General features: G+C 64.3%; 26 protein-coding genes and 1 tRNA gene. 17 read left to right on the top strand and 10 right to left on the bottom strand.

Going from position 1 to position 24,828, the window contains the following annotated elements:
• The first annotated feature begins 130 nt into the window (after positions 1-130).
• Together HDIA_RS11615 and HDIA_RS11610 are read left to right on the top strand one after the other, a co-directional pair.
• Positions 131-1,372: a bifunctional 2-C-methyl-D-erythritol 4-phosphate cytidylyltransferase/2-C-methyl-D-erythritol 2,4-cyclodiphosphate synthase gene (locus tag HDIA_RS11615; protein WP_099556314.1), complete on the top strand. Its 1,242-nt coding sequence runs from the start codon at positions 131-133 to the stop codon at positions 1,370-1,372.
• A 48-nt stretch (positions 1,373-1,420) separates the two neighbouring features.
• On the top strand, positions 1,421-1,936 hold the full coding sequence (locus HDIA_RS11610; RefSeq protein WP_099556313.1) for a CinA family protein: 516 nt from the start codon (positions 1,421-1,423) through the stop codon (positions 1,934-1,936).
• A gap of 46 nt (positions 1,937-1,982) precedes the next feature.
• Here the strand turns inward: HDIA_RS11610 and HDIA_RS11605 are convergent, their stop codons facing one another.
• Together HDIA_RS11605 and HDIA_RS11600 are read right to left on the bottom strand one after the other, a co-directional pair.
• The gene (locus HDIA_RS11605; RefSeq protein ID WP_245884246.1) at positions 1,983-2,759 is read right to left on the bottom strand and encodes a tetratricopeptide repeat protein; all 777 of its coding nucleotides are present in this window, start codon (positions 2,757-2,759) and stop codon (positions 1,983-1,985) included.
• Positions 2,760-3,575: 816 nt separating this feature from the next.
• Complete coding sequence (locus HDIA_RS11600; protein ID WP_099556311.1) at positions 3,576-4,601, bottom strand: hydantoinase/oxoprolinase family protein; 1,026 nt, start codon at positions 4,599-4,601, stop codon at positions 3,576-3,578.
• 181 nt (positions 4,602-4,782) lie between these two features.
• Between HDIA_RS11600 and HDIA_RS11595 the strand changes: the two genes are divergently transcribed.
• Complete coding sequence (locus HDIA_RS11595) at positions 4,783-5,469, top strand: HisA/HisF-related TIM barrel protein (RefSeq protein WP_099556310.1); 687 nt, start codon at positions 4,783-4,785, stop codon at positions 5,467-5,469.
• 290 nt (positions 5,470-5,759) lie between these two features.
• Here HDIA_RS11595 and fae read toward each other — a convergent pair whose 3' ends face one another.
• The 7 genes from fae to HDIA_RS11560 form a co-directional block, all read right to left on the bottom strand.
• Positions 5,760-6,266 carry a formaldehyde-activating enzyme gene (gene fae, locus HDIA_RS11590; protein WP_099556309.1) on the bottom strand — a complete coding sequence of 169 codons (507 nt, stop codon included), beginning with the start codon at positions 6,264-6,266 and terminating at the stop codon, positions 5,760-5,762.
• A gap of 170 nt (positions 6,267-6,436) precedes the next feature.
• On the bottom strand, positions 6,437-7,315 hold the full coding sequence (locus tag HDIA_RS11585) for a triphosphoribosyl-dephospho-CoA synthase (RefSeq protein ID WP_245884245.1): 879 nt from the start codon (positions 7,313-7,315) through the stop codon (positions 6,437-6,439).
• Positions 7,312-8,244, bottom strand: a complete 933-nt coding sequence (locus HDIA_RS11580; protein ID WP_197708130.1) for a RimK family alpha-L-glutamate ligase — start codon at positions 8,242-8,244, stop codon at positions 7,312-7,314. The genes HDIA_RS11585 and HDIA_RS11580 overlap by 4 nt, the downstream gene beginning before the upstream one ends.
• 30 nt (positions 8,245-8,274) lie before the next feature.
• Positions 8,275-9,249 carry a methenyltetrahydromethanopterin cyclohydrolase gene (gene mch / locus HDIA_RS11575; protein WP_425432947.1) on the bottom strand — a complete coding sequence of 325 codons (975 nt, stop codon included), beginning with the start codon at positions 9,247-9,249 and terminating at the stop codon, positions 8,275-8,277.
• Positions 9,246-10,184 (bottom strand): ATP-grasp domain-containing protein, encoded by a 939-nt coding sequence (locus tag HDIA_RS11570; RefSeq protein ID WP_157775524.1) that lies wholly within the window; start codon positions 10,182-10,184, stop codon positions 9,246-9,248. The genes mch and HDIA_RS11570 overlap by 4 nt, the downstream gene beginning before the upstream one ends.
• A 215-nt stretch (positions 10,185-10,399) precedes the next feature.
• Entirely contained in the window at positions 10,400-11,293 is an 894-nt protein-coding gene (locus HDIA_RS11565) for an NAD(P)-dependent methylenetetrahydromethanopterin dehydrogenase (RefSeq protein ID WP_099556306.1), read from the bottom strand.
• Between the two features lie 243 nt (positions 11,294-11,536).
• On the bottom strand, positions 11,537-12,586 hold the full coding sequence (locus HDIA_RS11560; protein WP_245884244.1) for a beta-ribofuranosylaminobenzene 5'-phosphate synthase family protein: 1,050 nt from the start codon (positions 12,584-12,586) through the stop codon (positions 11,537-11,539).
• A gap of 95 nt (positions 12,587-12,681) precedes the next feature.
• Between HDIA_RS11560 and HDIA_RS11555 the strand changes: the two genes are divergently transcribed.
• The 14 genes from HDIA_RS11555 (at position 12,682) to HDIA_RS11490 (ending at position 23,627) form a co-directional block, all read left to right on the top strand.
• Entirely contained in the window at positions 12,682-13,053 is a 372-nt protein-coding gene (locus HDIA_RS11555) for a 4a-hydroxytetrahydrobiopterin dehydratase (RefSeq protein ID WP_099556305.1), read from the top strand.
• A gap of 332 nt (positions 13,054-13,385) precedes the next feature.
• A complete protein-coding gene (locus HDIA_RS11550; RefSeq protein WP_157775521.1) occupies positions 13,386-14,327 on the top strand; it encodes a molybdopterin-binding domain-containing protein in 942 nt (313 codons plus the stop codon).
• Positions 14,327-15,964, top strand: a complete 1,638-nt coding sequence (locus HDIA_RS11545) for a formylmethanofuran dehydrogenase subunit A (protein WP_099556303.1) — start codon at positions 14,327-14,329, stop codon at positions 15,962-15,964. Before HDIA_RS11550 ends, HDIA_RS11545 begins: the two co-directional genes overlap by 1 nt.
• A complete protein-coding gene (gene fhcD / locus HDIA_RS11540) occupies positions 15,952-16,872 on the top strand; it encodes a formylmethanofuran--tetrahydromethanopterin N-formyltransferase (protein WP_099556302.1) in 921 nt (306 codons plus the stop codon). Before HDIA_RS11545 ends, fhcD begins: the two co-directional genes overlap by 13 nt.
• Complete coding sequence (locus HDIA_RS11535; protein WP_099556301.1) at positions 16,872-17,678, top strand: formylmethanofuran dehydrogenase subunit C; 807 nt, start codon at positions 16,872-16,874, stop codon at positions 17,676-17,678. The genes fhcD and HDIA_RS11535 overlap by 1 nt, the downstream gene beginning before the upstream one ends.
• A 132-nt stretch (positions 17,679-17,810) precedes the next feature.
• Complete coding sequence (gene folP / locus HDIA_RS11530) at positions 17,811-18,677, top strand: dihydropteroate synthase (RefSeq protein WP_099556300.1); 867 nt, start codon at positions 17,811-17,813, stop codon at positions 18,675-18,677.
• Positions 18,674-19,042 (top strand): dihydroneopterin aldolase, encoded by a 369-nt coding sequence (gene folB, locus HDIA_RS11525; RefSeq protein ID WP_099556299.1) that lies wholly within the window; start codon positions 18,674-18,676, stop codon positions 19,040-19,042. Before folP ends, folB begins: the two co-directional genes overlap by 4 nt.
• Positions 19,035-19,517, top strand: coding sequence for a 2-amino-4-hydroxy-6-hydroxymethyldihydropteridine diphosphokinase (gene folK, locus HDIA_RS11520; protein ID WP_099556298.1), 483 nt, complete (start codon positions 19,035-19,037; stop codon positions 19,515-19,517). The genes folB and folK overlap by 8 nt, the downstream gene beginning before the upstream one ends.
• A gap of 2 nt (positions 19,518-19,519) precedes the next feature.
• The gene (locus HDIA_RS11515) at positions 19,520-20,215 is read left to right on the top strand and encodes a (5-formylfuran-3-yl)methyl phosphate synthase (RefSeq protein WP_099556297.1); all 696 of its coding nucleotides are present in this window, start codon (positions 19,520-19,522) and stop codon (positions 20,213-20,215) included.
• Positions 20,212-20,847: an amino acid kinase family protein gene (locus HDIA_RS11510; protein WP_099556296.1), complete on the top strand. Its 636-nt coding sequence runs from the start codon at positions 20,212-20,214 to the stop codon at positions 20,845-20,847. The genes HDIA_RS11515 and HDIA_RS11510 overlap by 4 nt, the downstream gene beginning before the upstream one ends.
• Positions 20,844-21,404 (top strand): flavoprotein, encoded by a 561-nt coding sequence (locus HDIA_RS11505; RefSeq protein ID WP_099556295.1) that lies wholly within the window; start codon positions 20,844-20,846, stop codon positions 21,402-21,404. The genes HDIA_RS11510 and HDIA_RS11505 overlap by 4 nt, the downstream gene beginning before the upstream one ends.
• Positions 21,401-22,849, top strand: a complete 1,449-nt coding sequence (locus HDIA_RS11500) for a DUF6513 domain-containing protein (protein ID WP_099556294.1) — start codon at positions 21,401-21,403, stop codon at positions 22,847-22,849. Before HDIA_RS11505 ends, HDIA_RS11500 begins: the two co-directional genes overlap by 4 nt.
• Positions 22,849-23,421, top strand: a complete 573-nt coding sequence (locus tag HDIA_RS11495) for a DUF447 domain-containing protein (protein WP_099556293.1) — start codon at positions 22,849-22,851, stop codon at positions 23,419-23,421. Before HDIA_RS11500 ends, HDIA_RS11495 begins: the two co-directional genes overlap by 1 nt.
• Positions 23,422-23,551: 130 nt before the next feature.
• Positions 23,552-23,627, top strand: a tRNA-Lys gene (locus HDIA_RS11490).
• Positions 23,628-23,820: 193 nt separating this feature from the next.
• Here HDIA_RS11490 and HDIA_RS11485 read toward each other — a convergent pair.
• Positions 23,821-24,828 (bottom strand): phage late control D family protein, encoded by a 1,008-nt coding sequence (locus tag HDIA_RS11485; RefSeq protein WP_099556292.1) that lies wholly within the window; start codon positions 24,826-24,828, stop codon positions 23,821-23,823.

Raw genomic sequence — 24,828 nt, 5'->3', positions numbered from 1 at the left:
GACAATAGATAACGCCTGTGAGGGCTAACATGCAAGGCTTCTTGGGCATCGGTCGCCCGGCGATTTCCAAGCATCGTCAACGAGAATGGTTTCAAGCCCTTCGCCGCAAAGCCGGATCGGGTCTTGCCTCATGACAGACGCCAGGCACGGCAAGGGGCCGAGCGTCGCCGTTCTGGTCGTCGCCGCCGGACGCGGACGGCGGATGGGCGACAGCGACAAGACGCCGAAACAATACCGCCAGCTTGGACAGATGCCCGTTCTTTCGCACACGCTGAAGGCATTCCTCATGCATGCGGATGTCGGGAGCGTGACGGCCGTCATTCATCCGGACGACCTCAATCTCTATGAGGAGGCCGTCGCCGGTCTGCCTGCCTCGCTCGTTGGCCGTTTGCGCCCGCCGGTGTTCGGTGCTGACGAGCGGCAGGCTTCGGTCCTTGCCGGCCTCAGGGCGCTCAAGGACGAATCGCCCGGGATCGTTCTGATCCACGATGGCGTCCGGCCTTTCGTTCCGGCCGAGACGGTCGATGCCGTCCTGACGGCGCTTGAAAGCAGCGATGCCGTCTGTGCCGGCGTTCCGGTCGTCGACACGATCAAGCGTTGCGGCGCGGACGACGTCGCGCTCGAGACGGTACCTCGCGATGGCCTGTGGCGCGCGGCGACGCCGCAGGGCTTTCAATTCGAGGTCATTCTGACGGCGCATGAGGCGGCTGCCAACGCCGTCCGGACAGATTTTACCGACGACACCGCCGTCCACGAATGGAACGGCGGCCAGACGCGAATGGTGCCTTGCCCAGGGGAGAACATCAAACTGACCCGTCCTGACGACTTCGAACGCGCCGAGCGGCGGCTCACCGAGGACACCTATCTGCGCCTTGCCGATGTCCGCGTCGGCAACGGCTATGATGTCCACGCCCTCGAGCCGGGAGACGGTGTCACGCTTGGCGGCGTCTTCATCGCGCATACGCAGCGGCTCAAGGGGCATTCGGATGCCGATGTCGTCCTGCACGCCCTGACGGATGCCGTTCTCGGTGCGCTCGGCGATGGGGATATCGGCAGCCACTTCCCACCCTCGGACGAGCGCTGGCTCGGCGCTCCGTCCTCGATCTTCCTGGCCGACGCGGTTGCCCGTGTCGCCGCGCGCGGCGGAATGGTGGCGCATCTCGACGCCTCGATCATCGCCGAGGCGCCAAAGGTCGGTCCTCACCGGGAAGCGATGCGCGCGGCCATTGCGGCCATTGCCGGCATTTCGCTGGATCGCGTCGGCGTCAAGGCGACGACGAACGAAGGGCTCGGATTTGCCGGCCGCCGGGAAGGAATCGCCGCGATTGCAACGGCCACGATTCGACTGCCGATCGACGCGGAACCGCTCTGACCGGCGCCGCCGCTCGTGCGAGGCTTTCCAATTTCTCGGAGATGGCACATGGACTTCGATGATCAGGACGCGCTTCAACGGCAGGCATCGAGGGTGCTAGAACTGGCACGGCGGCAGGGCCTGATGATTGCCACGGCGGAATCCTGCACGGGCGGACTGATCGCCGGCATGCTGACCGAGATCGCAGGGTCGTCGGACGTCGTAGAGCGCGGCTTCGTCACCTATTCCAACCTCGCCAAGCAGGAAATGCTCGGCGTGCCCGCGTCTCTGATCGAGCGGGTCGGCGCTGTATCGGAAGAGGTTGCCCGGGCGATGGCGGACGGTGCGATCCGGCATTCGGCGGCAGGGCTGGCCGTCTCGGTAACGGGTATCGCGGGTCCCGGCGGGGGAAGCGCTGAAAAGCCGGTCGGCCTTGTGCATTTCGCCACGGCGAGACGCGGAGCGGAAACGCTCCATCACGTCGAAAAATTCGGAGACATCGGTCGAAGGATGGTTCGCCTCAGAACCGTCGCGGTCGCCCTCACGCTGCTAGAGGACGCCCTCTCCACCACTCAAGCGCCGTAGCGGTCAACCGTCTCCGGCAAGCAGGTCACGGCATCAAAGACGCAGATCAGTGATCCGCGGCGGCAACGACGGTCTTGTTTTCCGTCAGCCAGGAATTGGCGAGGCTGATCGCGGCACGACGCACCGTCTCGTTCGCGAAGGAGAAGGCATTCTCCTGCATCTCGCGAATCTTCGAGACGTCATAGCCAAGTGTCTGAGCGCGCTTCAGCGCCACGGTCAGCCACATCAGCCCATGGATCGGGCTCGCCGGCAGTCCGTCGCCAGACAGCAAAAGCTGACCCAGCTTGGCCTGTGCATCGACCTGCCCCTTCTTGGCCGCAAGCATCAGCCAGCGCGCCGCCTGACGCGGATCGCGGTCGCCACCCTCGCCGGCGAGATACATGTTGGCCAGTTCAACCTGGGCATCGGCGTCACCGAAATAGGACGCCGCATAGGTCATGATCTCGCGAGCGCGGCGGCCATTCTGCTGGATCGTCGAATTCGGAATGCCGTGTCGGTAGTAGTTGCCGATCTCGACGAAGGCATTGGCGACATAAGGCGCCTGCGGTGATGTCGGCGAGTCGTCGGCGTGAGCCGCGACGATCTGATTGAAGTAATCGAAGGCCTGAAGGTCGTTTTCCGTGACGCCGTCGCCTTCGGCGTACATGCGTCCGAGCTTCCACTGGGCCGCAGGGTGGCCGTATTCGGCCGCAAACTTGAGGCCGTCCACCGCCGCCTGCTTGTCGCCGGAGAAATAGGCGCGCGTTCCGTCGCGGAACGCCTGATCGATCCGCGCCTCGCTCTTGAGATCCGGCAGATTCACATTGGCAACTGTCGACTTCACGTCAAAAGCACATGCAGTCGATACACCACAAATCGTGGCAGCAACCAGCAGCGCAACACGCCCCGTTGCCCGCATAATCCCAGCCCCTGCAACTTCATACTCTGCTCTTAACATAGCAGGATCGTTCCTTCATCACAGTCCAAAGTGGCGAAAATATTCGAAGGGCGTTACCGCGCTCGTTCGAATAGCTGCCAGACAGTTCCTCGACATCCGCTCTTGGCGAACAGGACAGACCATTTGCAGTGATTGAAGCAAACGCCCTGTCGTTACCCTTGTCTCATCGCGCGCCGAAGTTCATGCCGTGTTTCGCGCTCCCAGGTCCAGGATCAACCTTGGTGAAAATCCCAAGGACCGTGCGCCAACCTTTCACGGCAGGACTTCTAGTCCCCCATTTCGGCGGGACTACGACCATCTCCAATGCTTTCCGTCATCTTGCCCGGCCATACATTTCGACCCGCGAAAACGGGACCGGTCACGAGGTGGCCCGACACGAAACGCTCTGTTGTACGGTTCTTCATAGCCTCAAAATTTAACGCATAGATTAATGCGTTACGGAGGCTCCTTAAAGTCATCTATGAAGCTATCTCGCCCCTGCCACATGTTCTTCCGGCTTCGACACAGCCCAACCCGCCGCAAGTCCATGCTGTCTTTCGTGATGCAGACATTCATTTTTGTTTGTGGCTGAATAGGGGCAAATGTGTTCGGCGTGCCTTGAATGCTTGGAGTTCTTCTGCACTGTTGCGAAATCGTCACAAAATTTTCGCAGCAGCACTGAATATGGTTGCTGTCTGGTATCTTCAGACCTTCTTGCGGCAGTCATTCGCTGATCAGCGCAACCGCGCTCGCCGGTGCGCAGGCAGCGGCGAGTCGCTGGATCGCATCGGTGGCGGCGGGAAAGAGTTCCGCGATGTCCCGGACCGGCCGCCCTGCCCTTCGCGCCAGTTCACCGATGCTGCCGCGCCCAGCCCCCGCCGCGATGATCGTCGCCGAAGGCTCGATTTCAGCGGCTCCAGCGGCAAGTTCGAAAGCATCCTGGACGATGCGCATCTGGCGTTCCGCAAAGGCGGCGGCGAGCCGTGTCCATTGCTCCTCCGTCGCATCGGTCATGTCGGAGCCGACCATACGGGCGAGACGAACAATGCTCTCGGCGTTCGACTTGCCCTTACCGTCGGCAGGCGGATAGAGGTCGGCGCTCTCGTCGAGCCGTCCGAGAAGCCGGTTCACGTCGGCCATGGTGGCGAAATACTCGGCCGTCACGCCGCACCAGTGTCCCTTGAAGGGAATTTTGTCTGCCAGGGCCATCAGAGGCGTGCGGACAGCCCCTGTGTAGAGGAGCTCTCCCGTCGTCAGACGCTCCGCATCGGTGTAGCCCCTGGAGGCAACCTTTCCCCCGGTCAGGGGGATGATGTCGGTGGTGGTGCTGCCCATGTCGACGAGGATCGCCTCCCCCACCGTCCGGGCAAGAAAATTCGCCGTCGCGTGCCAGTTGGCCGAGGCGATGTCGTCATGGTGAAGGGCCGCATCCTCAGGCCGGCAGAAGCCGGCACGGCCGGCATAGATCGCGACGTCGCCCGTCAGGCTTCGCCGGGCCTCGGTCACCAGCGCGTCGACGCCCTCGCGGCGGCTTGAGAAAAGATCGACAAGTTCGCCCGTCATCGTCACGGCATGGCGCTCGGCGGATCCGATGGCGTCATTCAGCTCGCGGAACGCCTTCCTCAGATGCTTCATGCCCAGCCAGAGCGGCAATTGCGTCTGGCGAACATCCGTCACGCTGCCATCCTCGACCCGGGTCGCCTTGAGATGAGCGCCGCCAATGTCCCAACCGATGACTGTCTTGCCCATGGTCCCTATCCGATCTGCTTTGCCGGACCTTTCAGGCCCGTTTCGACGCGTCGCCTTTTCAGCGCGGCCCACCATTGCGGAGGATACTGTCGATCGCGGCTGTCAAAGCCTCTCCACCATCCTATGCTGCCGCCCGCATTTGCTGACAAAGCCCTGAAGCGACATCCGGAAAGGCTGCTGAGTGAAAGTCATCCCCGTTCTCGACATCCGATCCGGACTTGTCGTCCGTGCCCGCCTGGGTGACCGCGCCACCTATGCGCCGATCGAGACGCCCCTGGCCGACAGCCCCGATCCGACTGCCATCGTCAATGGCTTCCTCGCGCTGCATCCCTTCGACACCTTCTACATCGCCGACCTCGACGGCATTGAACGCCATCGACCCGCTCATGCCCTGGTCGAATCGCTCGCGAACCGGTTCGGCGACCTGACCTTCTGGGTCGACAGCGGAATCGGCACGGCGGACGAGGTTCTCGGCGGTCCGGTCCTTCCCAATGCCCGCAAGATCATCGCCTCCGAATCGATGTCGGATGCCGTCGACCTCGCACCGCTTCGCGACAGCGCCCTGCTCTCCCTCGATTTTCGGGGCGATGCGTTCATGGGCCCGCCCGCGATGCTGGAGGACAGCGCGCGCTGGCCAGGCGACGTGATCGTGATGACGCTTGGCCGCGTCGGCAGTCAGGCCGGCCCGGACCTTGAGCGTCTGTCAGCCATTGCCCAGCGTGCTCCGGACAGCCGGATATGGGCCGCTGGCGGTGTGCGCCACCCTTCGGACCTTTCCGCACTCGCAAAGATCGGCATCGAAGGCGTCCTTGTCGCCACGGCGCTTCATTCCGGCGCTCTTTCGCGGCAGGACCTTCAGGATCTTTGAAAGCGGCGCCCGTCATCCCGGGTGAAACGGAGACCGACCCTCCGGGCGAAAAAAGACCGGGGCAGCACTGCCGCCCCGGTCCGGATTTCTAAGCCTTATCAGATTCGCGAAACAGGCCCGTCACAACCCGTCTCGGCGAAGTCCTTCAGTTCCTCGCCATTTGTCATCATGTACAACACGAAACGGTCGACCAGGGAAAACGCTCAGCTACCGAAGAACTTCGCAAACAACCGCTGGATCAGTGACTGCGGCATCGCCGGGGCATTTGCCTGCCCAGGGTTGTCTCGTATCTAAGCGCTGAAGGGATGCTTGACGGTCTTGCGCTGCTCGGTCGCCGTGGCAGCGGTCGGCAGGCCAGCAACGGCGCGCTCGATGGCTTCCTTGGTGGCCTTGTAGTTGTATTCCTGGATCTTCGCGTCGTCTTCGGCTTCCCAGTGAATGAAGACGCCAACGCAGATGTACAGGTCGTCGGCTTCGTCCATCGGAATGGTGCCTTCGGCAACGCAATCCTGAACAGCCATGGCAACGCCGTGCTGCGCCGGGCCGAACATCTGGACGGCCTGCTTGGCGCCCTTGATGGTGACCTTGTTGAACATCACGGTGTTCGGCTTACAAGGCATGTTCGGGGCGATCACGGCCAGAAGCGACGTGAAGCCATCCTTGTTGTTGGTCAGGCTGTTGCAGAACGCAACTTCCGCGGCGCTGTTGCGCGGGCCGATGATGAGGTCGATGTGAGCGACTTCGTTGCCATCACCGACGAGCGACTCGCCGAGCATGACCTTGTTAATCTTTGCCATTGGTAAATCTCCCTTAGGAACAAGTTAACCTTTGCGACGCACCAGCCTTTGGCACGTCGTCCCCCCGTCGGCCTTGTGTTATCTGCATCCAGCATTAGCCAGACCGGTTTCCCGGACGCGGGTGATCCCAGGCGGTGCGCAGCCTAATGCGGCGAGTGCCCAGCGGCAAGTCACCCGCGAGCGGAATTTGCGCGAATTCGATCAAGGCGTTCGGCGAGGACCGTCGCCACCGTGAGATCCGCACTGGTTCCCGGATTGATGTTGCGGTCCTTCAGCGCGCGATCGAACGCCAGAATCCGGCCGTGGTCCGCGCTCGGATTCCGCAGATCAAACATCTGAAATTCCTTCATGATTTCCAACGCGATAGCCTCGCCATGCTTGCGCTGGACATGGGTATCCGGGAAGGTCGCGGCATAGCCGAAATAGGTCTTCGTGACGCAGTCTGCCTCATTGAGACCGGCCTTCACGGATGACTGCAAAATGGGCAGGCCGATGTTGAAAATGTCGGCGAAATCAGTGACGTATTGTCGCGCAATGCGATCCCGCTCGGCGGCGCTCCGCATCGCTTCGCGAAGATCGACGCTGGGCGGAGCCGCGACATCCTGATCGTCGACCCTGCCGAGTCCTCCGGGACTGGCCAGACGGATCGCGGCAAAGACGTCTTCGGCGTCCTTGAGCGTGAGCGCGCCAAGGACCGCCGACAGGCTCTGGCGCAGGGTTCCGCCCTTTTCACTGGCAACCATGAGTGGGGCGGACAGCAGGAGAATTCCGAGGTTGGTGTTGGAGCCAACCGCGGACATCGTCGCGCGCATGGCGCCGAGGACGCGCTGGCCGACGGTCGCGCCGATTCGCGCCATATGCGGTGCAGCGACCGAGGCACTCTTCTCGAAATCGGCGACGGTCATCCGGTGGCCGTCGGCGAAAATATGGACATTGCCGGCCTTGGGAGCCCGAAGCTCGGCCAGGCAGGACTGCCGGAAGGCGTCGGCAAGCGTTTCGTTCACGTCACCGCCGCGCACCGATTCGCGATCCTCAGTCTTACGCGTCACGACTGCCCCGCAAGCGCCAGTCCGGGCTCGTCCGACCGCCTTCCAAGACCGGCCTCGTCAAGAAAATCGGAGACGAGCGCTTCGGCGACGTCGACCCTCGCGACGGCGCTGAGCCCCTTCCACGCGGGCATGCTGTTGACCTCCAGAACCTGGAAGCCGCCCTCATCATCCTCGATCATGTCGACACCAGCGAATCGAGCGCCGATGGCTTCGACCGCGGCGACGGCCATGGCTTTGACCTCAAGCGGCGGATCCCAAGGGCACGGACGGCCGCCCTGGTGAACGTTGGTGATCCAGGATTCGCTCTCGCGGCACATGGCGTCGACCAGCCGGCCACCGGAAACAAAGAGGCGGTAGTCGCGATAAAGGCCATCGCGGGGACGTATGTAGCGCTGCAGGTAGTAGACGCCGCCGACCTCCTCGACCGAGGGGAATTCCTCTCCGGCCGTCAGAAGGCGAATGCCCTTTCCCTGCGAGCCGAAGAGCGGTTTCAGCACCATGGGCGCGCCTTCGGCCTCAAGGCGGGCCATGGCGGCCTCGCGGCTTTCGCTCACGAATGTGGAGGGCGTGCGGATGCCCTTGCGCGCCAGAATGAGGCTCGCGGTCGACTTGTCGACGCAGCGCTCGATGGCGCGCGCCGAGTTCCAGACCGTCACGCCGACGGCCTCCAGCGCATGCAGGATGCCGAGGCGCAAGGTGATGGCCTCGAACGAGCCGGCGGCAATGCCCCGTACCAAGACGGCGCGCGGCAGACCTCCTTCGAAACCGCGAATCCGGATCGGTTCGGCGTGATCGAGGTCGAAGGCGACCTCGCGCAGCGTCACGACGACCGGTTCAATCCCGTGCGCGGCGAAGGCCCTGCGCAGGCGGCGCAGGTGCCAGTCGCGAGAATCGGTGAAGAGCACAACGCCGTTATGGCCAAGGCTCAACGGACATTCCTTTCGCGGATACGGCCGAACTCAGCCGAAGGACGCATCGACAAGATCGGTGTTGATCGCGCCGGCCCGGAAACTCTTTCCGCTTTCGACCGCCGTCACCACCACTTCGGCCGGCGAGAACAGCATGGGGTCGATCGCGTAGAAGTCACCCTTGAAGCGCGAGAAGACCTCGGCGAACGGCGAACCGTAGTCACGCGAGCCCTTGGAGGGAAGCTTCTCGGCAAGATCGCGAGCGTCGTCAGCCGGGCCGGTGACGTAGAGATGCACGCGGCCGCCATAGATGATGGCGTCGTTGGTGCGGCCCATGGCCTGAACGAAGTCGGGATGCGGAGGGCTGAGCGGAGCAATGCCCATGCCGTCGATCACCCGTTCCAGCGGGAAGTGCAGCGTGTGCACCTTGTGCAGCGCCACTTCGAGCACGCGGCCGACCACCTGGGTGGCGCCGGCAAGGCTCTGGGTCGGTGCGTAGATAAAGGTGAGAGCGCCCGGCCGGCAGCCGGTTGCCTCTGCGACCTGCTTGACAACGCTTTCCGGCGGCGGCGCGTCCGTCTCCAGCACGAGCACGCCAGTGTCTGCATCATCGGAATAGGCGATGTCGGAGTAGAGGTCTTCCTTGGCGTAGGTCGCGCGTGCAGGGCCCGAGCCGAGCGCGAACCAGCCGCCGTCCCCTTCGCCGCCGGCCAAGCTCCAGCCCGCGTACTGGCTGCCGAGACAGGCAACGACCGGATCGAGCGAGCCGACCTGGATGGCGTAGGGCCACATTGGCGTCGCAGCGCTCGGCACGATCGAGACCCTGCCAAGGCCACCGAGGCAGATTTCGGTCAGGAGGCGTCCCGCCTCGATCGATCCAAGCGTCTTCGCGCCGGCGTCGACGAGCCGGCAGCCAAGCGGGCCGTCCGCCACGCTGATCCGGAGTTCGTCCGCCGATTCGATCAAGGCATCGACCAATGGCTGTGCCATTCGTCCGACGCTTGGCTTGCCCTTGTTGCGGGTCAACATTGTTCCACCTCCCCAATGATCTTCAAGAGTTCCTGCGCGCGCGCCATCGCCAGCGCCGCCGCATCGTCCAGTTCTTTTCCTTCGGCCAGCACGGTCGCCAACGGCGCTCCGGCTGGTATTCGACTGCCCGCAGACGGCCGGTCAGAGACCCATTCGGGCCATTCTAGCGCCGGAATTCCTGCGATCTCCTTGTCCGCATAGACAATCCGGCTGTACCGAATCGCCGCAGGAGCAACCCGGCGCTCATCCGGGAGCCGTCCGTTCACACACGCATCCACATGCGCTGCAAAGAGCGGCGAGGACGCCTGATCCAGAACATCCAGCGATGCGCCCGGACGCGGATTGACCTCCAGGCACCACCAGCTTTCACCCTCCAGCAGGAAATCCATGCTGAAGAAGCCTTTGAGACCGAACGCGGCGGCAAGGCCTTTCGTTGCCTTGCCGACACCTACGGCGATCGCCTGCGGCAGGTCGACGGGTCCGCACAGGCCGCCGAAGCGGAAAGGCTGCCCCTCGACGGGATCCGCAAATTGCCGACAGAAGCCGACCAATGCTGCGTCCCGTCCGTTGCCGATGGCCGTCACCGACATCGGCGTTCCCGGCAACGTCTGCGCGAGTACATGGCCCGCCGGAACCGACTCGCCCAACGAGTAGGCCCGTATGTGGCTTCCGCCCGAGCCGCCTTTTCTCTTCAACAGCCACTCGCCGGAAAGGGCCGGCTCTGTCCGGGTCTCCGGATGCGGAATTCCAAGATCGCGGCACCGTGCCGCCAGACCCGCCGGGTCCTTCACTGCCGAGACGACCTTGGTGCCATTGCCGAGGATCGGGATCAATGCCGCGAGCGCTTCGAGCAGCTGCGGCCGGTCCTCGAACCCCGATCCGGCGACAAGGCCGACCGGCTTGTCCGGGGCCGCCTCGATGAGGTCCCGCACGGCGCCTATCAGCGTTCGCCGCGACAGGCCGCACCGAAGTCCCCCGTCCATGACGGCGAGACCGGCGGCGACCTCAACCGTATCCTCGTCGGCGAACAGATCCGCGATCAACGGCCGATAGCCGGCGCGCCTTGCGGCCTGCCCGAGAGACCGGCCGGACAGGGCGGCAATCAGGACCGATGGCCCTGAGCCCTGCCCGGCCGGTTCTCCGTTTCTCAGGCGATGAATTTGCGCGCTTCCTCGAAGGCGTCGCGGAAGTCGAGTGCGACGGGCTTGTCGGTCGCGATCATCCGCTTGAAGAGCAGATGCTGCGCCTGGTACTTCACGTTGCCGATCGCCAGAGCGCCAAGGCCGAGGGCCTTGCCGAAGCCGAGCGGCTCGCCGTCGTCGTGCACGCCGACGCCGCCAAGACCGGCCGGAGGCACGGCATTGACGTCGGCCGCGACGAGAAGGCCGGAAACGGCCTTGAGCTGCTCCTCGGTCAGGATCTGCTGGCCGGCAGGACCGGCGGAAAGAATGATTTCGGCGCCGGTCGCCGATTCCATGCGGGCTTCCTCGGACGAACCGTCGGCGGCGTAGACCTCGACGTCGAAGCGGGACTTCATGTCCGCCGCGATGCCGGAAACGCGCTTGGTTCCGTCATAGCCGACGAGATAGACCTCAGCGCCCTCGTTGGCGGCGATCACCGCAGCGGAAAAGGCGACGACGCCGGTGCCGCCGAAGATCGTGACCTTCTTGCCCTTCATCGTCGTGTCGAACTTGGTCTTCAGGAGCTTTTCGACACAGGCCATCATGCCGGCGGCCGTCGTAAAGGAGCCGGCCGGGTCGGCGAAGAGGTTGTTCTCGAAGGGCGGCACGAAGGACTCCTGCGCCGTCTTCATCATGTCCAGCGCCTGGATCGCATTCTTGCCGGCGAAAAAGATGCCGGTCCGGGCGGCATCGTTCGGCGAGCGCGAGAAGATCGAATCCTGCACCAGTCCGCGAACCTCTTCCGGGTTCACGCCGGCATAGGTCGCGATCACGTCAAAACCGGCATCGGCGGCCATGTTCACATCAAACGGGCTCATGTGCTTCAGCGGCGTCAGCATGTGCAGAATATTCTTCGCCATTTTGTTCTTCCCCGTCAGGCCCGTTCAACGCGGCCGGAATGTCCTGTCGCCCGGCACGGCTCCCGCCCTGCCAAAGACCCTATATAACCATCTGGATTTCCGGGCGCATCGTCTTCCGGCTCACGGATGCCTTCAGCGCCCGGCAGCCCTTCGGCAACGTCCGCGGCGTCGGCCGAAGCGAGAAAACCCGCCGGACGCAAGGGATCTGCGTCGGAAGAATGGAGCTGGCAATCGCGGACCGGATCAGGATCGGTCGGAGGCCAGGCCCGCAGGCGGTGTTATCAATGCTCCGCGGTTTCTGCCTCGTGTCACGAGGAACTTCAAGTGCGAAGCGCTGTGACAGTTCATCACAACCTCGTCGAGGAGCCGTTTTGCCTCGTCCTCGCTGCCGGCGATGGCAAAGCCCGTCGGCCCCCAGGAACTCTGGCCAACGCCTGCCGCGCCGGCATCGAGGAACGCGGCCAGAGCCTCGGAGACGGACGGACTGACGAAGCGCCGGCCGTTCTGCGCCGGCGCGAAATGATCGCCGAGCCGCTCCTGGATCTCCGTCACGGCGCTGCCGAACTCGGTGACATCGATCTCGATCAGCGACGGCAGCAGCTTCATCATTGTGAGACGGCAGAGCCAGGCCGCCGTTTCCGGTGCAAGCGGCGGCAGTTGCCGGAAGGCTTCGGCTTCCTGCGGGCCGTGCACGCCGACGATGCTGTCGTCGAGCACGAGGATCACGCGCCAGTCCTCCGGGAATGGCAGGCGCGAGATCGTCGGCGGGACGACACTCCTGGGCCCGCGTCCGCCATCGACCACGAAGCCTCCCTTGAGGAACGCCGTCAGGCCGATCCCCGAACGGGCGCCGCGGTCGAGACCGGCCGCAAGGCGCGGCGCGTCGAAGGGCACACCGCCGAGCGCGGCCAGTGCCGCGCCAACCGAAAGAGCCATCTGCGTACCCGAGCCGAACCCGGCATGGGAGGGCAGTTCCTCCTCGATGACAATTCGAACCTGATTGCCCAACCCTTCCGGAAGACCGAGCAGATCGATCACCTTGTGCACATACCGCTCGATCCGGATGGCGTCCTCGGCCTCGACGGACAGTCGATCGGACAGCGAGGCGGTCAGACGAAGGCGCGGCTGGTCGAGCGCGAGGCCGATGGACCCGAACCGGCGCCCGAGATCGCCGGCAAGATCGAGCAGGCCGAGGTGAAGCCGGCCGGGGGCTTCGACCCGAACGCTCCGGGGCGCCTTTGTGTCGGCGCCTTCGCCCGTCTTGCCTGCCATCTTGAAATCAATCTCATTCATGCCGATTGTGATCCGCTCGCTGCAGTTCTGGCTGCGCCGTGTCCGGTCGCGGCCGATGCTGTGACTCTGCCCTGCCGCAGGAGGAGTTGGCAACCATGACCGACAAAACCTATTCCGATACGGAAGTCGAAGAGAGACTGAAGGCCGAACTGCCAAAATGGCGGCTCGAGGACGGCTGGATACGCCGTACCTACAAGACATCCAGCTGGAAGGGTACCTTGATGGTGATCAACACTGTGGGACATCTGGCCGAGGCCGCATGGCACCACCCCGATATCACCGCTTCCTATGCCTGGGTGGAGGTCCGACTCAAGAACCACCACGCAAAAGGCATTACCGACAAGGACTTCGCTCTTGCAGCCAAGATCGAGGATGTGGTCCAGTGGCAGCCGGGCCTCGAGGGCAAAGGCCTTGAAGGCACACCGCAGGATGACCTGCGCTTTGCCTATGTCAAATACGACAAGTAACTGATCGAACGTCCGTTCCATCCGGACGACGACGCTTCGTTCATCGGCAGGCCGGGTTTCGGGGGGCGGCGCCCGAATCCCGGCTTGGCTGACCGTCCGCAAAGGGTTGTGGCCATCGGTCGCAGCCTTCATCGCTCGGATTTTTCAACCGAAATGGTTGCCGACCCGACGGAATCAAGTCTAGTATCGCCGCCGTTCACAGGGAGATTCCCGTGTCGGCCGACACTCAAAAAAAACTGGCCGGCCTCGACGGTAGCGTGTCACGCGCCGTCAGCCTACTCGCGGATGCGAGACTGCCTCTGATAGCCGGTTTGGGCGCTGACGTTGATGGTGTGAAAGCCGCTTTGCGGCTGGCGCAGCAGGTTGGCGGTGCGCTTGACCATGTTTCCAATGCTCACATCGCCGTGGAGCTTCGCGTCGCAAGCGAGGCCGGAGCCATGACGACGACGGTGGCGGAGGCGGTCAACCGCGCCGACCTCATTGTTGTCGCCGGTCCGGGAGCCCGCGCCTTCGTCGAGGATCGCAAGCTCTTCGCCAAGGCCTCGACGCCTTACGGCTGGCGGGGCAAGCGCAGTGTGCTCGCGCTCGGCTGCGAGGCTCCGACGACGGTTTCCGAATGCGAGACCACGCGAGCCATCGCGGGCGATCCGCTCGATCTTTTGAGGGAACTCAAGGCGGAAGTGGGCAACAAGCCCAGCGCGGCAACGCATCAGACCGCCGTGCAGATGCTGAAGGACGCCCGGTTCGGCGTCGTCGTCGTCGATCCCAACGACTTCGACCGCTTCGGCTTCGAACTGATGATGGCGCTCGTCAAGGAACTCAACGAGACGACCCGCTTCACCAGCATTTCCGCTCCTGCGGCCGCCCATGGACGCGGGGCCAATCTCGTCTCCCTGTGGACCACAGGCGGGCGGCTACGCGTCGGGTTCGGGCGCGGCTATCCCGAACAGGACGACTGGCGCTTCAACGGCGAGCGCCTTGCCGAGAGCGGCGAAGCCGATCTGCTGATCTGGGTCGGAGCGCTGGCGCCGGACCTTCCGGCCTATGCCTCGAAGCTGACGACGATCGCCCTCGTTCCTCCCGGAACCAAGGCAACCGCCGATGTGGTGATCGAGGTCGGCGTTCCGGGTGTCCATCACGCCGGCTCGCTGACGGATGCCATTCGTGACGGATTCAGCTTCGTCGAGGCCGGAGAGACGGATGTCCATCCAACGGTCGCCGACGTACTCGATGCCTTCTCCGCCGCGCTCGCCACCAGGAAGGGGGCTGCCTGATGCTGGTACAGATCAAGGGGGGCAAGGTCGTCGATCCGGTGAACGGCGCGACCTCCGTCCGCGACGTCTTCATTCGCGATGGCGTCGTGGTTTCCGCCCCCGAGACGGGCGAGGTGCCTGACGTCGTTCACGACGCGAGGAGCAAGATCGTCATGGCGGGCGCCATCGACGTCCACTCCCACATCGCCGGCGGCAACGTCACCCTGTCGCGGCTGCTGCTGCCGGATCTTCACGTCAGCGAAGACCCGGCCGCCGAAGGCCTGCCCTTCGGAACCGCCAAGTGGTCGACCTGGGAAACCGGACGGCTCTACGCCGAGATGGGCTTCACGACGGTCATCGAGCCGGCGCTGACGCCAACGCACGCGCTCCATACGCATTTGGAACTTGCCGATATCCCGATCATCGATCGCGGCGCGCTGACCGTCATCGGCAATGACGACTACTTCCTGTCGCAACTGCGGAGCGGCGAGAGCCGCGATGCGATCCGCGATCACATTGCCTACCATCTGGCGGCCTCGCGCGGGCTCGGCGTCAAGCTGATCAATGCCGGCGGTCCGGCGGCGTTCCACTCGGGCCTTCGCGCCTTCGATCTGGACGACGTCGTGCCGCACTATGGCGCGTCCTCGCGTCAGATCATCAGCGCCATGCTCGATGCGGTGGCCGACGTCGGCGTGCCGCATCCGCTTCACCTCCACGCCAACAATCTCGCCGTGCCCGGCGCGCCGAAGACGATCGCCGACACGATTGCGGCGGCGGACGGGCGCCGGCTGCACTTCGCGCATATCCAGTTCTATTCCTACGGCCAGGATGAAGACGGCGGCATGGTCTCCGGCGCCGAGGACATCATTCGCTCGTTCTCCGACGCGCCGAACATCACGATGGACGTCGGTCAGGTGATGTTCGGGCCGACAGTGACCATTTCGCTCGATCTCATCAAGCAATGGGCGGGCCGCGTCTACGCAAGCCCGAAGAAGTGGATGCTTCAGGATGGCGATGCGGAAGGCGGCGGCATCGTGCCGCTGGCCTACAAGAAGAAGAACTGGGTCAACGAACTCCAGTGGGCCATCGGCATGGAGCTTTTCCTGCTCTCGCCCGATCCCTGGCGCATGCTTTTGACCACCGACCATCCGAACGGCGGCTCGTTCACGACCTATCCGAAGATCATGCATCTCCTGATGGACCGCGAGGAGCGCAAGGCCTGGGTCGAGGCCATGCCGGAAATGGCCCGGAACCGCACGGGCATCGCGTCGATCGATCGTGAATACACGATGGAAGAACTCGCGATCATGACCCGCGCGGCGCCGGCGAAACTGCTCGGCCTCAATGACCGCGGGCATCTCGGAGCGGGTGCCGTCGGCGACGTTGCCATCTACGACGATCTTGCCGACCGCACGGCGATGTTCACCTCGGCACGTCTCGTTCTCAAGGGTGGCGATGTCGTCGTGAAGGATGGCAAGGCGCTCGGCTGGACGATGGGCCAGACCCTTCACCTGAAGCCCGGATATGACGCCGCGATGGACCGCCGGATGAAGGACTACCTCGACGATCGGTTCGGCGTCGGTCCGTCCGCCTTCGCCGTGCCCGAGGCCGCGTTCGGCGAACGAGAGAATTTCAAGGTCGCGCCATGTCTGAAGTGAAATCCGACCTGATGCTCAACGGCGTCGTCATCGACGACACTTTCGCCGAGGCCTTCGACATGTCGGCGACAGGGGTGATCATCACCGCGCCGACCGCCAAGTGGGCCGAGATCTCGGCGCGGACCGCGACGGGATTTGCCACGTCGGTGATCGCCTGCGGCTGCGAGGCGGCCATCGACCATTTCGTGCCGCCTGAGGAAAGCCCCGACGGACGACCGGGTTATCGCATCCTGATCTTCGGCTTCGATGCCGGCGGTCTGCAGACGCAGATCACCAATCGCATCGGGCAGTGCGTTCTGACGAGCCCCGGATCGGCGTGTTTTGCGGGCATGGCTGCGAAAAAGAAGCTGAAGCTCGGCGCCAACCTGCGCTTCTTCGGCGACGGCAACCAGATTGCCAAGAAGCTCGGCAAGACCCGCTACTGGCGCGTGCCCGTGATGGATGGCGAGTTTCTCGTCGAGCATACGACGGGCGTGCGCGAAGGCGACGTCATCGGCGGCGGCAACGTGCTGATCCTCGGGCGCAGCTTCGAGGAGGTGCTGACGGCCGCCGAAGCTGCGGTCGAAGCCGCGAACAGCGTCAAGGATGTGATCCTGCCGTTCCCGGGCGGCATCGTGCGCTCCGGCTCCAAGGTCGGCTCGAAATACGAGGGCCTGATCGCCTCGACCAACAACGCCTATTGCCCGGTGCTTCGCGGCGATGCCGGCAGCCAGCTCGGGCCCGACACCGAATGCGTGCTGGAACTCGTCATGGACGGGCTTTCCTTCGAAGCGATTGCCGCCTCGATGAAGGCCGCCGTCCATGCCGCCTGCTCGTTCGGACCCGAAAAGGGTATCCAGCGGATTTCGGCCGGCAACTACGGCGGCAACCTCGGCCGGCACCATTTTCATCTCAAGGATTTGCTCTGATGGCGGCGCTCACTTTCACCCTCCGCGCCGAGGTGCCCGAGCGGCTCGATCTTTCCGCGCTCGTCCCGTCCGCGCTTGACGGCAAGTCGGCGAGCGAGATCGAGAAGATCGTCGTCGGCACGACCCGGAAGGCCCCGGCCGTCGGCGACCTCTTCAAGGTCTCCGGCGACGATGTTACCGATATCCGCTTTGCCGGCGGTTCGGAGCGCTTCGACCATGTCGGCAAGGCGCTTGCCGGCGGCTCGATCCACGTCGAGGGCGATGTCGGCGGTTGGCTGGCGGCCGGCATGAAATCCGGCAGCGTGACCGTGACGGGGTCTGCCATGGGTCCCTACGCGGCGGCCGAGATATCGGGCGGGTCCGTTACCATCGAGGGCAACGCGGGCGACTGCCTCGGCGCCGCCCTGCCCGGCTACATGAACGGCATGGCCGGCGGCTTCGTGCTCGTTGGCGGCATCTGCGGCGAAGCGGCGGGCGACCGCATGCGGCGCGGCACGATCGCGGTCCTTGGCGGGACCGGAGACGCGACCGGCGTTCGCATGATCGGCGGCTCGATCCTCAGTCCCTCCATGGGTGCGCGGACTGGCCTGATGATGAAGCGCGGCACGTTGATTTCATCCACGCCCGTAGAGCTTTCGTCGACCTTCGTCGATTCCGGCCTTTACCGCCTGCCCTTCCTTGCCCTCCTGCGCAAGCATCTCGGCGAGGTCATGCCGCGCGCGGCGCACCTCGTCCCCTCGGTCGCCCATCGCTTCCGCGGCGACATGTCGATGCTCGGCAAGGGCGAAGTCCTGGTCGCGCAATGAACGCGCGCACCGACTCGCTGCATTTCCTTTCCCGTCGCACCGTATCCGGCAACGGGTCGCTTTCCGTGAGCGGCCCCTGCTGGTATGCGGACGATCTGCTATGATCGTCGACTTACATTCACGAGCCTGACCATGTCCGCCCCAGCGCCTGCCGCACCTCACTTGTCCTCCCCGGTCGCCTGCCTGCCCAAGCTCGGGCACATGACGCTGGTGATGGGCATTCTCAATGTGACGCCCGATTCCTTTTCCGATGGCGGTCGCTTCAATGCCATCGATGCCGCGGTCGTCCATGCCGACGAGATGGTCGCCGAAGGGGCCGACATCATCGACGTCGGCGGCGAATCCACCCGGCCCGGCCATGCGCCGGTTCCCGTCGAGGAGGAGATCGCCCGCGTTGAGCCCATCATCAAGGCGCTGGCGACCCGCATCACCGTTCCGATTTCCATCGACAGCTACAAGGCGAAGACGGCGGACGTCGCGCTCAAGGCCGGCGCGAAGATCGTCAACGACGTCTGGGGCCTGCAGCGCGATCCGGACATGGCGCGCGTCGTTGCCGCCCACGGCGCGCCGATCGTCATCATGCACAATCGCGAGACGATCGACGGCAACATCGACATCATCGAGGACATGAAAGCCTTCTTCGCGCGCTCGATTGACATGGCGCTGAAGGCCGGCGTGCGCGACGACCACATCATCCTCGATCCGGGCGTCGGCTTCGGCAAAACCTTCCCGCAGCATCTTCAGGCGATCGGCCGGCTGCCGGAAATCCGCGCGCTCGGCTATCCGGTGCTGATGGGCACCTCGCGCAAGTCGCTGCTCGGCATCCTCGCCGACCACAAGCTGGAACCCAAGGACCGGCTCTTCGGCACGCTCGCCTCCAATGTTGCCTCCATCATGCTCGGCGCCGATATCGTGCGCGTCCATGACGTGCGTGCGCATGTGGAAGCGGCCCGGGTGACGGAGGCCATCATGGCGGCCTCGGTTGGAGACATCCGGTGACGGACCGCATCTTTCTCAAGCGTCTCGCGGTCTACGGCTATCATGGCCTCCTGCCGGAAGAGGCGGTGATCGGACAGCGCTTCTACATCTCGCTGGAGGCTCGGCTTGACCTTGCTCCCGCTGGCGTGGATGACGATTTCTCCAAGACCGTGAGCTATGCGGATCTGGCCGAGATCGCCCACGACCTTGCCACCAAGGAGCGTTTCGAGATGATCGAGGCGCTGGCGGAGGCGATCGCGTCGAAGATCCTGCTGCGGTTCGCGGCGATCGACTCGCTTGTCGTGACGGTGGAAAAGCCGTCGGCGCCCGTTCCCTATCCGCTGGAGAGCATCGCCGTCGAAATCGAGAGGTCGCGTCATGGCTAAAGCCTATCTCGGCCTCGGCGGCAATATCGGCGACGCGAGGGCCAACATCGCCGCCGCGCTCGACGCACTCGATGCAAATGGCGCCAAGGTCATCAAGCGGTCCGGCGACTACGAGACGCCGCCGTGGGGCAAGCTGGACCAGCCGCCCTACATCAACGCCTGCGCCATCGTGGAGACGGAACTGACCCCGAAGGCACTCCTTGCGCTTTGCCTCGACACCGAGCGGGAGCTTGGCCGGATCCGTATCGAGAAATGGGGTCCGCGCGTTATCGACATCGATCTTCTCGCCTACGAGAACGAGGTGATCGACGACCCGTCCTATCCGGCGCTCAACGTGCCGCATCCCTATATGCTCGACAGGGCCTTCGTGCTCGTTCCGCTCGCCGAGATCGCACCGGATCTGGAGGTGAAGGGCGTCAAGGTCAGCGAGGCCGTCAAATCCTTCGATGCCAGCGAAATCAAGAGGATCGTGTAGCCATGCCCGCTCTTCTCGTCAGCGTCGCCACCGTCGACGAGGCACGTCTGGCCCTTGAGGCCGGGGCCGATCTCATCGATGCCAAGGATCCGAAGGCCGGGGCGCTTGGCGCGCTCGACCAGGAGACTGTCGGCGATATCGCCAGGGCCGTCGCCGGCCGGGCCGTCGTGACGGCCGTCACCGGTGACCATCATGATATGGCGTCCCTGATCGCGGCGGCCGAGACGATCGCCGAGACCGGCGTCGACATGGTGAAAGTCGGCCTTTATCCCGGCCTCGACACGCCTCAGGCGGTGCGGGAAATCGGCCAAAGGCTGGCTCCCAGATGCCGCCTCGTCGCGGTGTTGCTCGCAGACCATAATCCCGACCTGTCGCTCGTCGACGACCTTGCCGCAGCCGGATTTACCGGCGTGATGCTGGATACGTTCGCCAAGGGCAGCGGGCTCCTGTCCTTCATCAAGTATACGGACATCCGCGCCTTCGTCGCTCGCGCCAAGCAGCATGACCTGATCTGCGGTCTTGCCGGCTCGCTGAAATCCGAGGACCTGTCGCTTCTCTATACGCTCGGCGCCGATCTGCTCGGCATGCGCGGCGGCCTTTGCCGCGGTCATGACCGGACGAGCGTGCTCCAGCCCGATCTCATCGCCGAGGCCGTCGCTCTGGTTCACGGAAAGACGCCGCAGCAGAAGGCCGGATGATGACGGATCGCCCTGCCCTCATGGTGGTCAAGATCGGCGGCAGCCTGATGAGCCAGCGGCCGCTGCTCGACCGTCTCATGGCGCGGATTGCCGCGAGCAAAGCGCGTGTCGTCATGCTGCCGGGCGGCGGCGCGATTGCCGATGGCATCCGGCAGGCGCAGCGCGAGGCCGGCTTTTCGGATCGTCTTGCCCACGACTTCGCCATCGACGCGATGACGAAATTCGGCGAGATCCTGTGCGAATTCTATCCGCAATGCCGGATGGTCGGGACGCCTGCTGAGGCGGACACCTGCTGGCAGGCCGGCGGCCTTCCCGTCTGGCACGCCTCAAGGCAGTTCATCGGACGTGACGATATCGCCGAAAGCTGGGACGTGACGAGCGACAGCCTCGCCGCCGTTCTGGCGCGGGATCTTGGCGCTGACCGCCTGATCCTCGTCAAGTCGATTGATGTGGCCGATCAGGACCGCCTTCAGGACATCGCCGCCAAGGGCCAGGTCGATGCGGCCTTCCTCAAATACGCCAGCGAATTCCAGGGTGAGGTTGCCTTCGTCGGGCCGGCGGCCCTTTCGGCAGACACCAACCCTTTCGCGACCGGCACGCATAAAGTCCCAGAGAGACGACACGCTTCATGACCACCCGCGCCCCCACTCCCCGGCTCGGCTGGGCTCTCACCGGCTCGGGCCACTATGTGCAGGAAACGCTCGACCTGATGAAGCGGATGCCGAAGCTCGACATCTTTCTTTCCAAGGCCGGCGACGAGGTTCTGCGGCAGTACGGCAAGGACCTATCCGGCATGCAGGAGGGGACGCGCGTCTTCAAGGATGGCGCGGCGAGCGCGCCGCCGGTCGGCAATTTCTACAAGGGCCACTACCACACGCTGATCGTGGGGCCTGCAACCTCCAACACCGTCGCCAAGTGCGTCGTCGGCATTTCCGATACTTTGCCGACGAACTGCTTTGCGCAGGCCGGCAAGTGCCGCGTTCCCACCATCGTCTTTGCCTGCGACACCCGGCCGGAGATGGACACCGAGGCGCCGTCCGGTTGGTTCAAGGTCTATCCGCGCCGGGTCGACCTTGAGAACACCGAGCGGCTGCGCGAATTCGATGCGACGACGGTGGTCGAGACACTGTCCGAGCTTGAGGAAGCCGTGCTTGCGCGCATGGCCCATATCGGCGAAACGGTGTCATGACCGATGCGCGGCCTCACCTCGCTCTCCTGACCGGACAACTTGCCCATGACCGTCTCGCCCGTCTCATGGATGAGATGGGGCGCGAGGCTTTCGACTGGACGATCATCGACATCGGCGTGAAGGTCGCCGCGTTGATGACCGAAAAGATCATCCTGCGCCGCTTGAGCTTGCCGGACGGCATCACAGGAGTCGTTCTGCCGGGCCGCTGCCGGGCCGATCTAGAGTCCCTGTCCAGCCATTTCGGTGTGCCCTTCGAGCGCGGCCCGGACGAGATCATCGACCTTCCGGTCTATTTTGGGCGCGGTGGGCGGGAGCCGGATCTCTCGCAGCATGACCTGCGCATCTTCGCCGAAATCACCGAGGCGCCGGAGCTTTCCGTCGATGCCATTCTGGCGAAGGCAGAGCAACTGAGAGCCGCGGGCGGCGACGTCATCGACATCGGCGGTCTGCCGGATATGCCCTTCCCGCATCTCGCCGACACCGTGAAGGCCCTGAAGAGCGCCGGCTTCCTCGTCAGCGTCGACAGCGCCAATCTGGACGAACTGCTGACTGGGGCTCGCGCGGGCTGCGATTTTCTCCTCAGCCTCAACGAGGAAACGGTGCATCACGCGCGGGACATCGACGCGGTGCCCGTTCTCGTGCCGGCGACATCGGGCGATCTTGAGTCTCTCTGCCGGGCGGCGGAGAAGATGGAGGCCTGGGGCCTGCCCTATATGGCCGATCCGATCCTCGATCCGATCCACTTCGGCTTTGCCGCATCGCTCGCGCGCTATGTCGAGTTCCGTCGCCGTTTTCCCGAGACCGAGATGCTCATGGGAACCGGCAACCTCACCGAACTCACCGAGGCCGATACCAGCGGCATCACGGCGACGCTGCTCGGCGTCTGCTCGGAGCTTTCGATCCGCAACGTGCTGGTGGTTCAGGTCAGTCCCCACACCCGCCGGACGATCGAAGAACATGACGCCGCCCGCCGGATCATGTTTGCCGCCAGGCGCGACCATGCCTTGCCGAAGGGCTACGGCGGCGCGCTCTGTTCTCTGCACGAGCGCAAGCCCTACGCCAACACGCCGGAGGGCGTGGAGGTCTCGGCCAAGGCCGTGCGCGACCAGAATTTCCGCATCGAGGTCGCCGAGGACGGCATTCACATCTACAACCGGGATCTCCACGTCACCGATACGGACGCCTTCGAGTTCTTTCCCCATCTCGGTGTGGAAAATGACGGCGGGCATGCCTTCTATCTCGGCGCGGAACTGGCGCGGGCGGAAATCGCCTTCGGTCTTGGCAAGCGATACGCCCAGGACAACCCGCTCGACTGGGGCGCCGCGATGGACCGCAAGGAGGAAGACGTGACGCGCCTGCAGGAGGCCGGCCACACCCTCAAGGGCAAGCAGCGGCCGACGCCGAACAGTCCGAGGCCCGATGCGTCCGGCGAGGAGCCATCCTGATGCCCTTCATCCTGGAGACCATCGTCGCCACGAAGAACGCCGACGGCAGCTTCCATGTCCGCCCCTATGGCCTTCACAAGGACGGCGATAACTGGCTTTTCATGCCCTTCCGGCCTTCGCCCGCCATCGAGAATGTCCAGCGCCATCCCTATCTGGTCGTTTCCTCGCCAGCGGACGTGCGCATTCTCGCGGGGTTCCTGACCGGACGGAGCGACTGGCCGCTCGTGCCTGCCGACAAGGTCGACGGCATGCGTTTGGCAGACAGCTTCGGGCACATGGAGCTGGAGGCGATCGACTTCACTGATGACGAGCAACGGCCGAAATTCCGCTGCAAGGTGCTGCACGAGGTGGCGCACAAGCCCTTCCTCGGCTTCAACCGGGCCCAGGCGGCGGTGCTGGAGGCGGCCATCCTTTCGACGCGTCTCGGCATGCTGCCGCGCGAGAAGATCGACACGGAAATGGCCTATCACCGCATCTCCATCGACAAGACGGCGGGCGAGCGCGAACGCGAGGCCTTCAGCTGGATCGAGGCCCGCATAGCAGCCTTCTTCGAGGCCGGGCCAAGCGCCTGACGGACGCTCGTAACTTCGCCGCAGCCGTGGCATGATTTTCTTCGGCCTGAATGGTTGCGCGGACCGCACCCGTCGAGTATGTCAAAGCCCACTTGCGGGCCCGTCAAACCGGAACGGTTCCCGTTGTTGTGAGCGCGTAGCTCAGCCGGTAGAGCATTCGACTTTTAATCGAACGGTCCTGGGTTCGAGTCCCAGCGCGCTCACCATCTCTCTTCCGCATTCTTCTTTTGCGATTCAGACGCCGGCGCCGTTGTCCGCCAGCCTGGCGCGCAAGTGTAGCGCGCAAAACCGAATGGCACGGCGCGCAAGATCGAATGGCACCCGTTTTGGGTCTGCATAATGCGGCTTGAAGCACCTTTTTAGGCTCCCCAAAACCGGACCCACTTTTGGGTCCGATGCTCAGTCTGGCTTGCGCTCGACGGTTACGGTGGTGATCCAGCCGTCTTGCGGGCTGATTTCGTGGATGACGCTCTCGGCGACCATCTTGGCCTGCGAGATGTCGGGGCCGTATCCCAGCGGCTTGACGTCGGCGCCGGCAAAGGCAATCGGATTGCCCGGCATTTCGAAATAGCCGCTGATCGTGCGGCGGAGCAGCTCGCGCAGACGGGCCGCCGCCATGGCCTTCGCCTCCTCGGTCGAGGCCGCCTGATGGATCGCCTTCGCCTTGCCCTTGCCCTTGCCGGTGTCGGCCGACTTGATCAGCTTGCCGGTCTTCGGGTCATAGGTCTCCGTCCCCGACTCAGACACGACGCCGCGTAGCTCGAAATCGACGTTGTGGCCGAACTCGCCGCCGATGAAGATGGGCGTGATCGTCGGCAGATCGGCGCCGGACGCGCTCTTGCCGCTGCCGCGCTTTGCCAGGATGATCTTGTCCATCGCCACCTTGCAGGTCGCGCCGAAATCGCTGGCCATGTCCGTCAGGAAGTCGATGCGGCTTTGCGACCGGCGCAGGCGATACTTGATCTTGATCGCTGCCAGCTCCTTGTCGACGACGGCCTCAAGGCCCGCATCCTTGGCGACCTTCTTGGCGATGTCGCCGAATGTCTTGTCGTCGAAATGCTCGCTGCCCTGGTCGAGCAGCTTGTCTGAGAGCAGCGCCGAGCGGCAGATCACGAGCATCTCGTAACCGCGCTTCGGATCGCCGCCGAAGCCGACGCGCTGAACCGAGAAGCGGCCCTTGTAGGTGCCGCCGATCCCGTCCGACCAGCCGGCCGTGACGTCGTAGATCGTGCCCAGCTCCGGCGCGGTCATATAGGGCGGCGTCATGCGGAAACGCAGGACGCATTCGTCGGCGTCGTAACCGGCCGCGTCGGTGATCGTGATCGAGGCCAGCGTTGAGGAAAAGCGGGTGTAGAGATTGCCGCCTTGCGGGCCTGTCACCTCGACGCGCGGAAAGCGAACGGCCAT

The sequence above is a fragment of the Hartmannibacter diazotrophicus genome, from assembly GCF_900231165.1.
Lineage (GTDB): Bacteria > Pseudomonadota > Alphaproteobacteria > Rhizobiales > Pleomorphomonadaceae > Hartmannibacter > Hartmannibacter diazotrophicus.
Note: the sequence above shows the minus strand (reverse complement) of the source record. Positions and strands in the feature narration are given on the sequence as shown.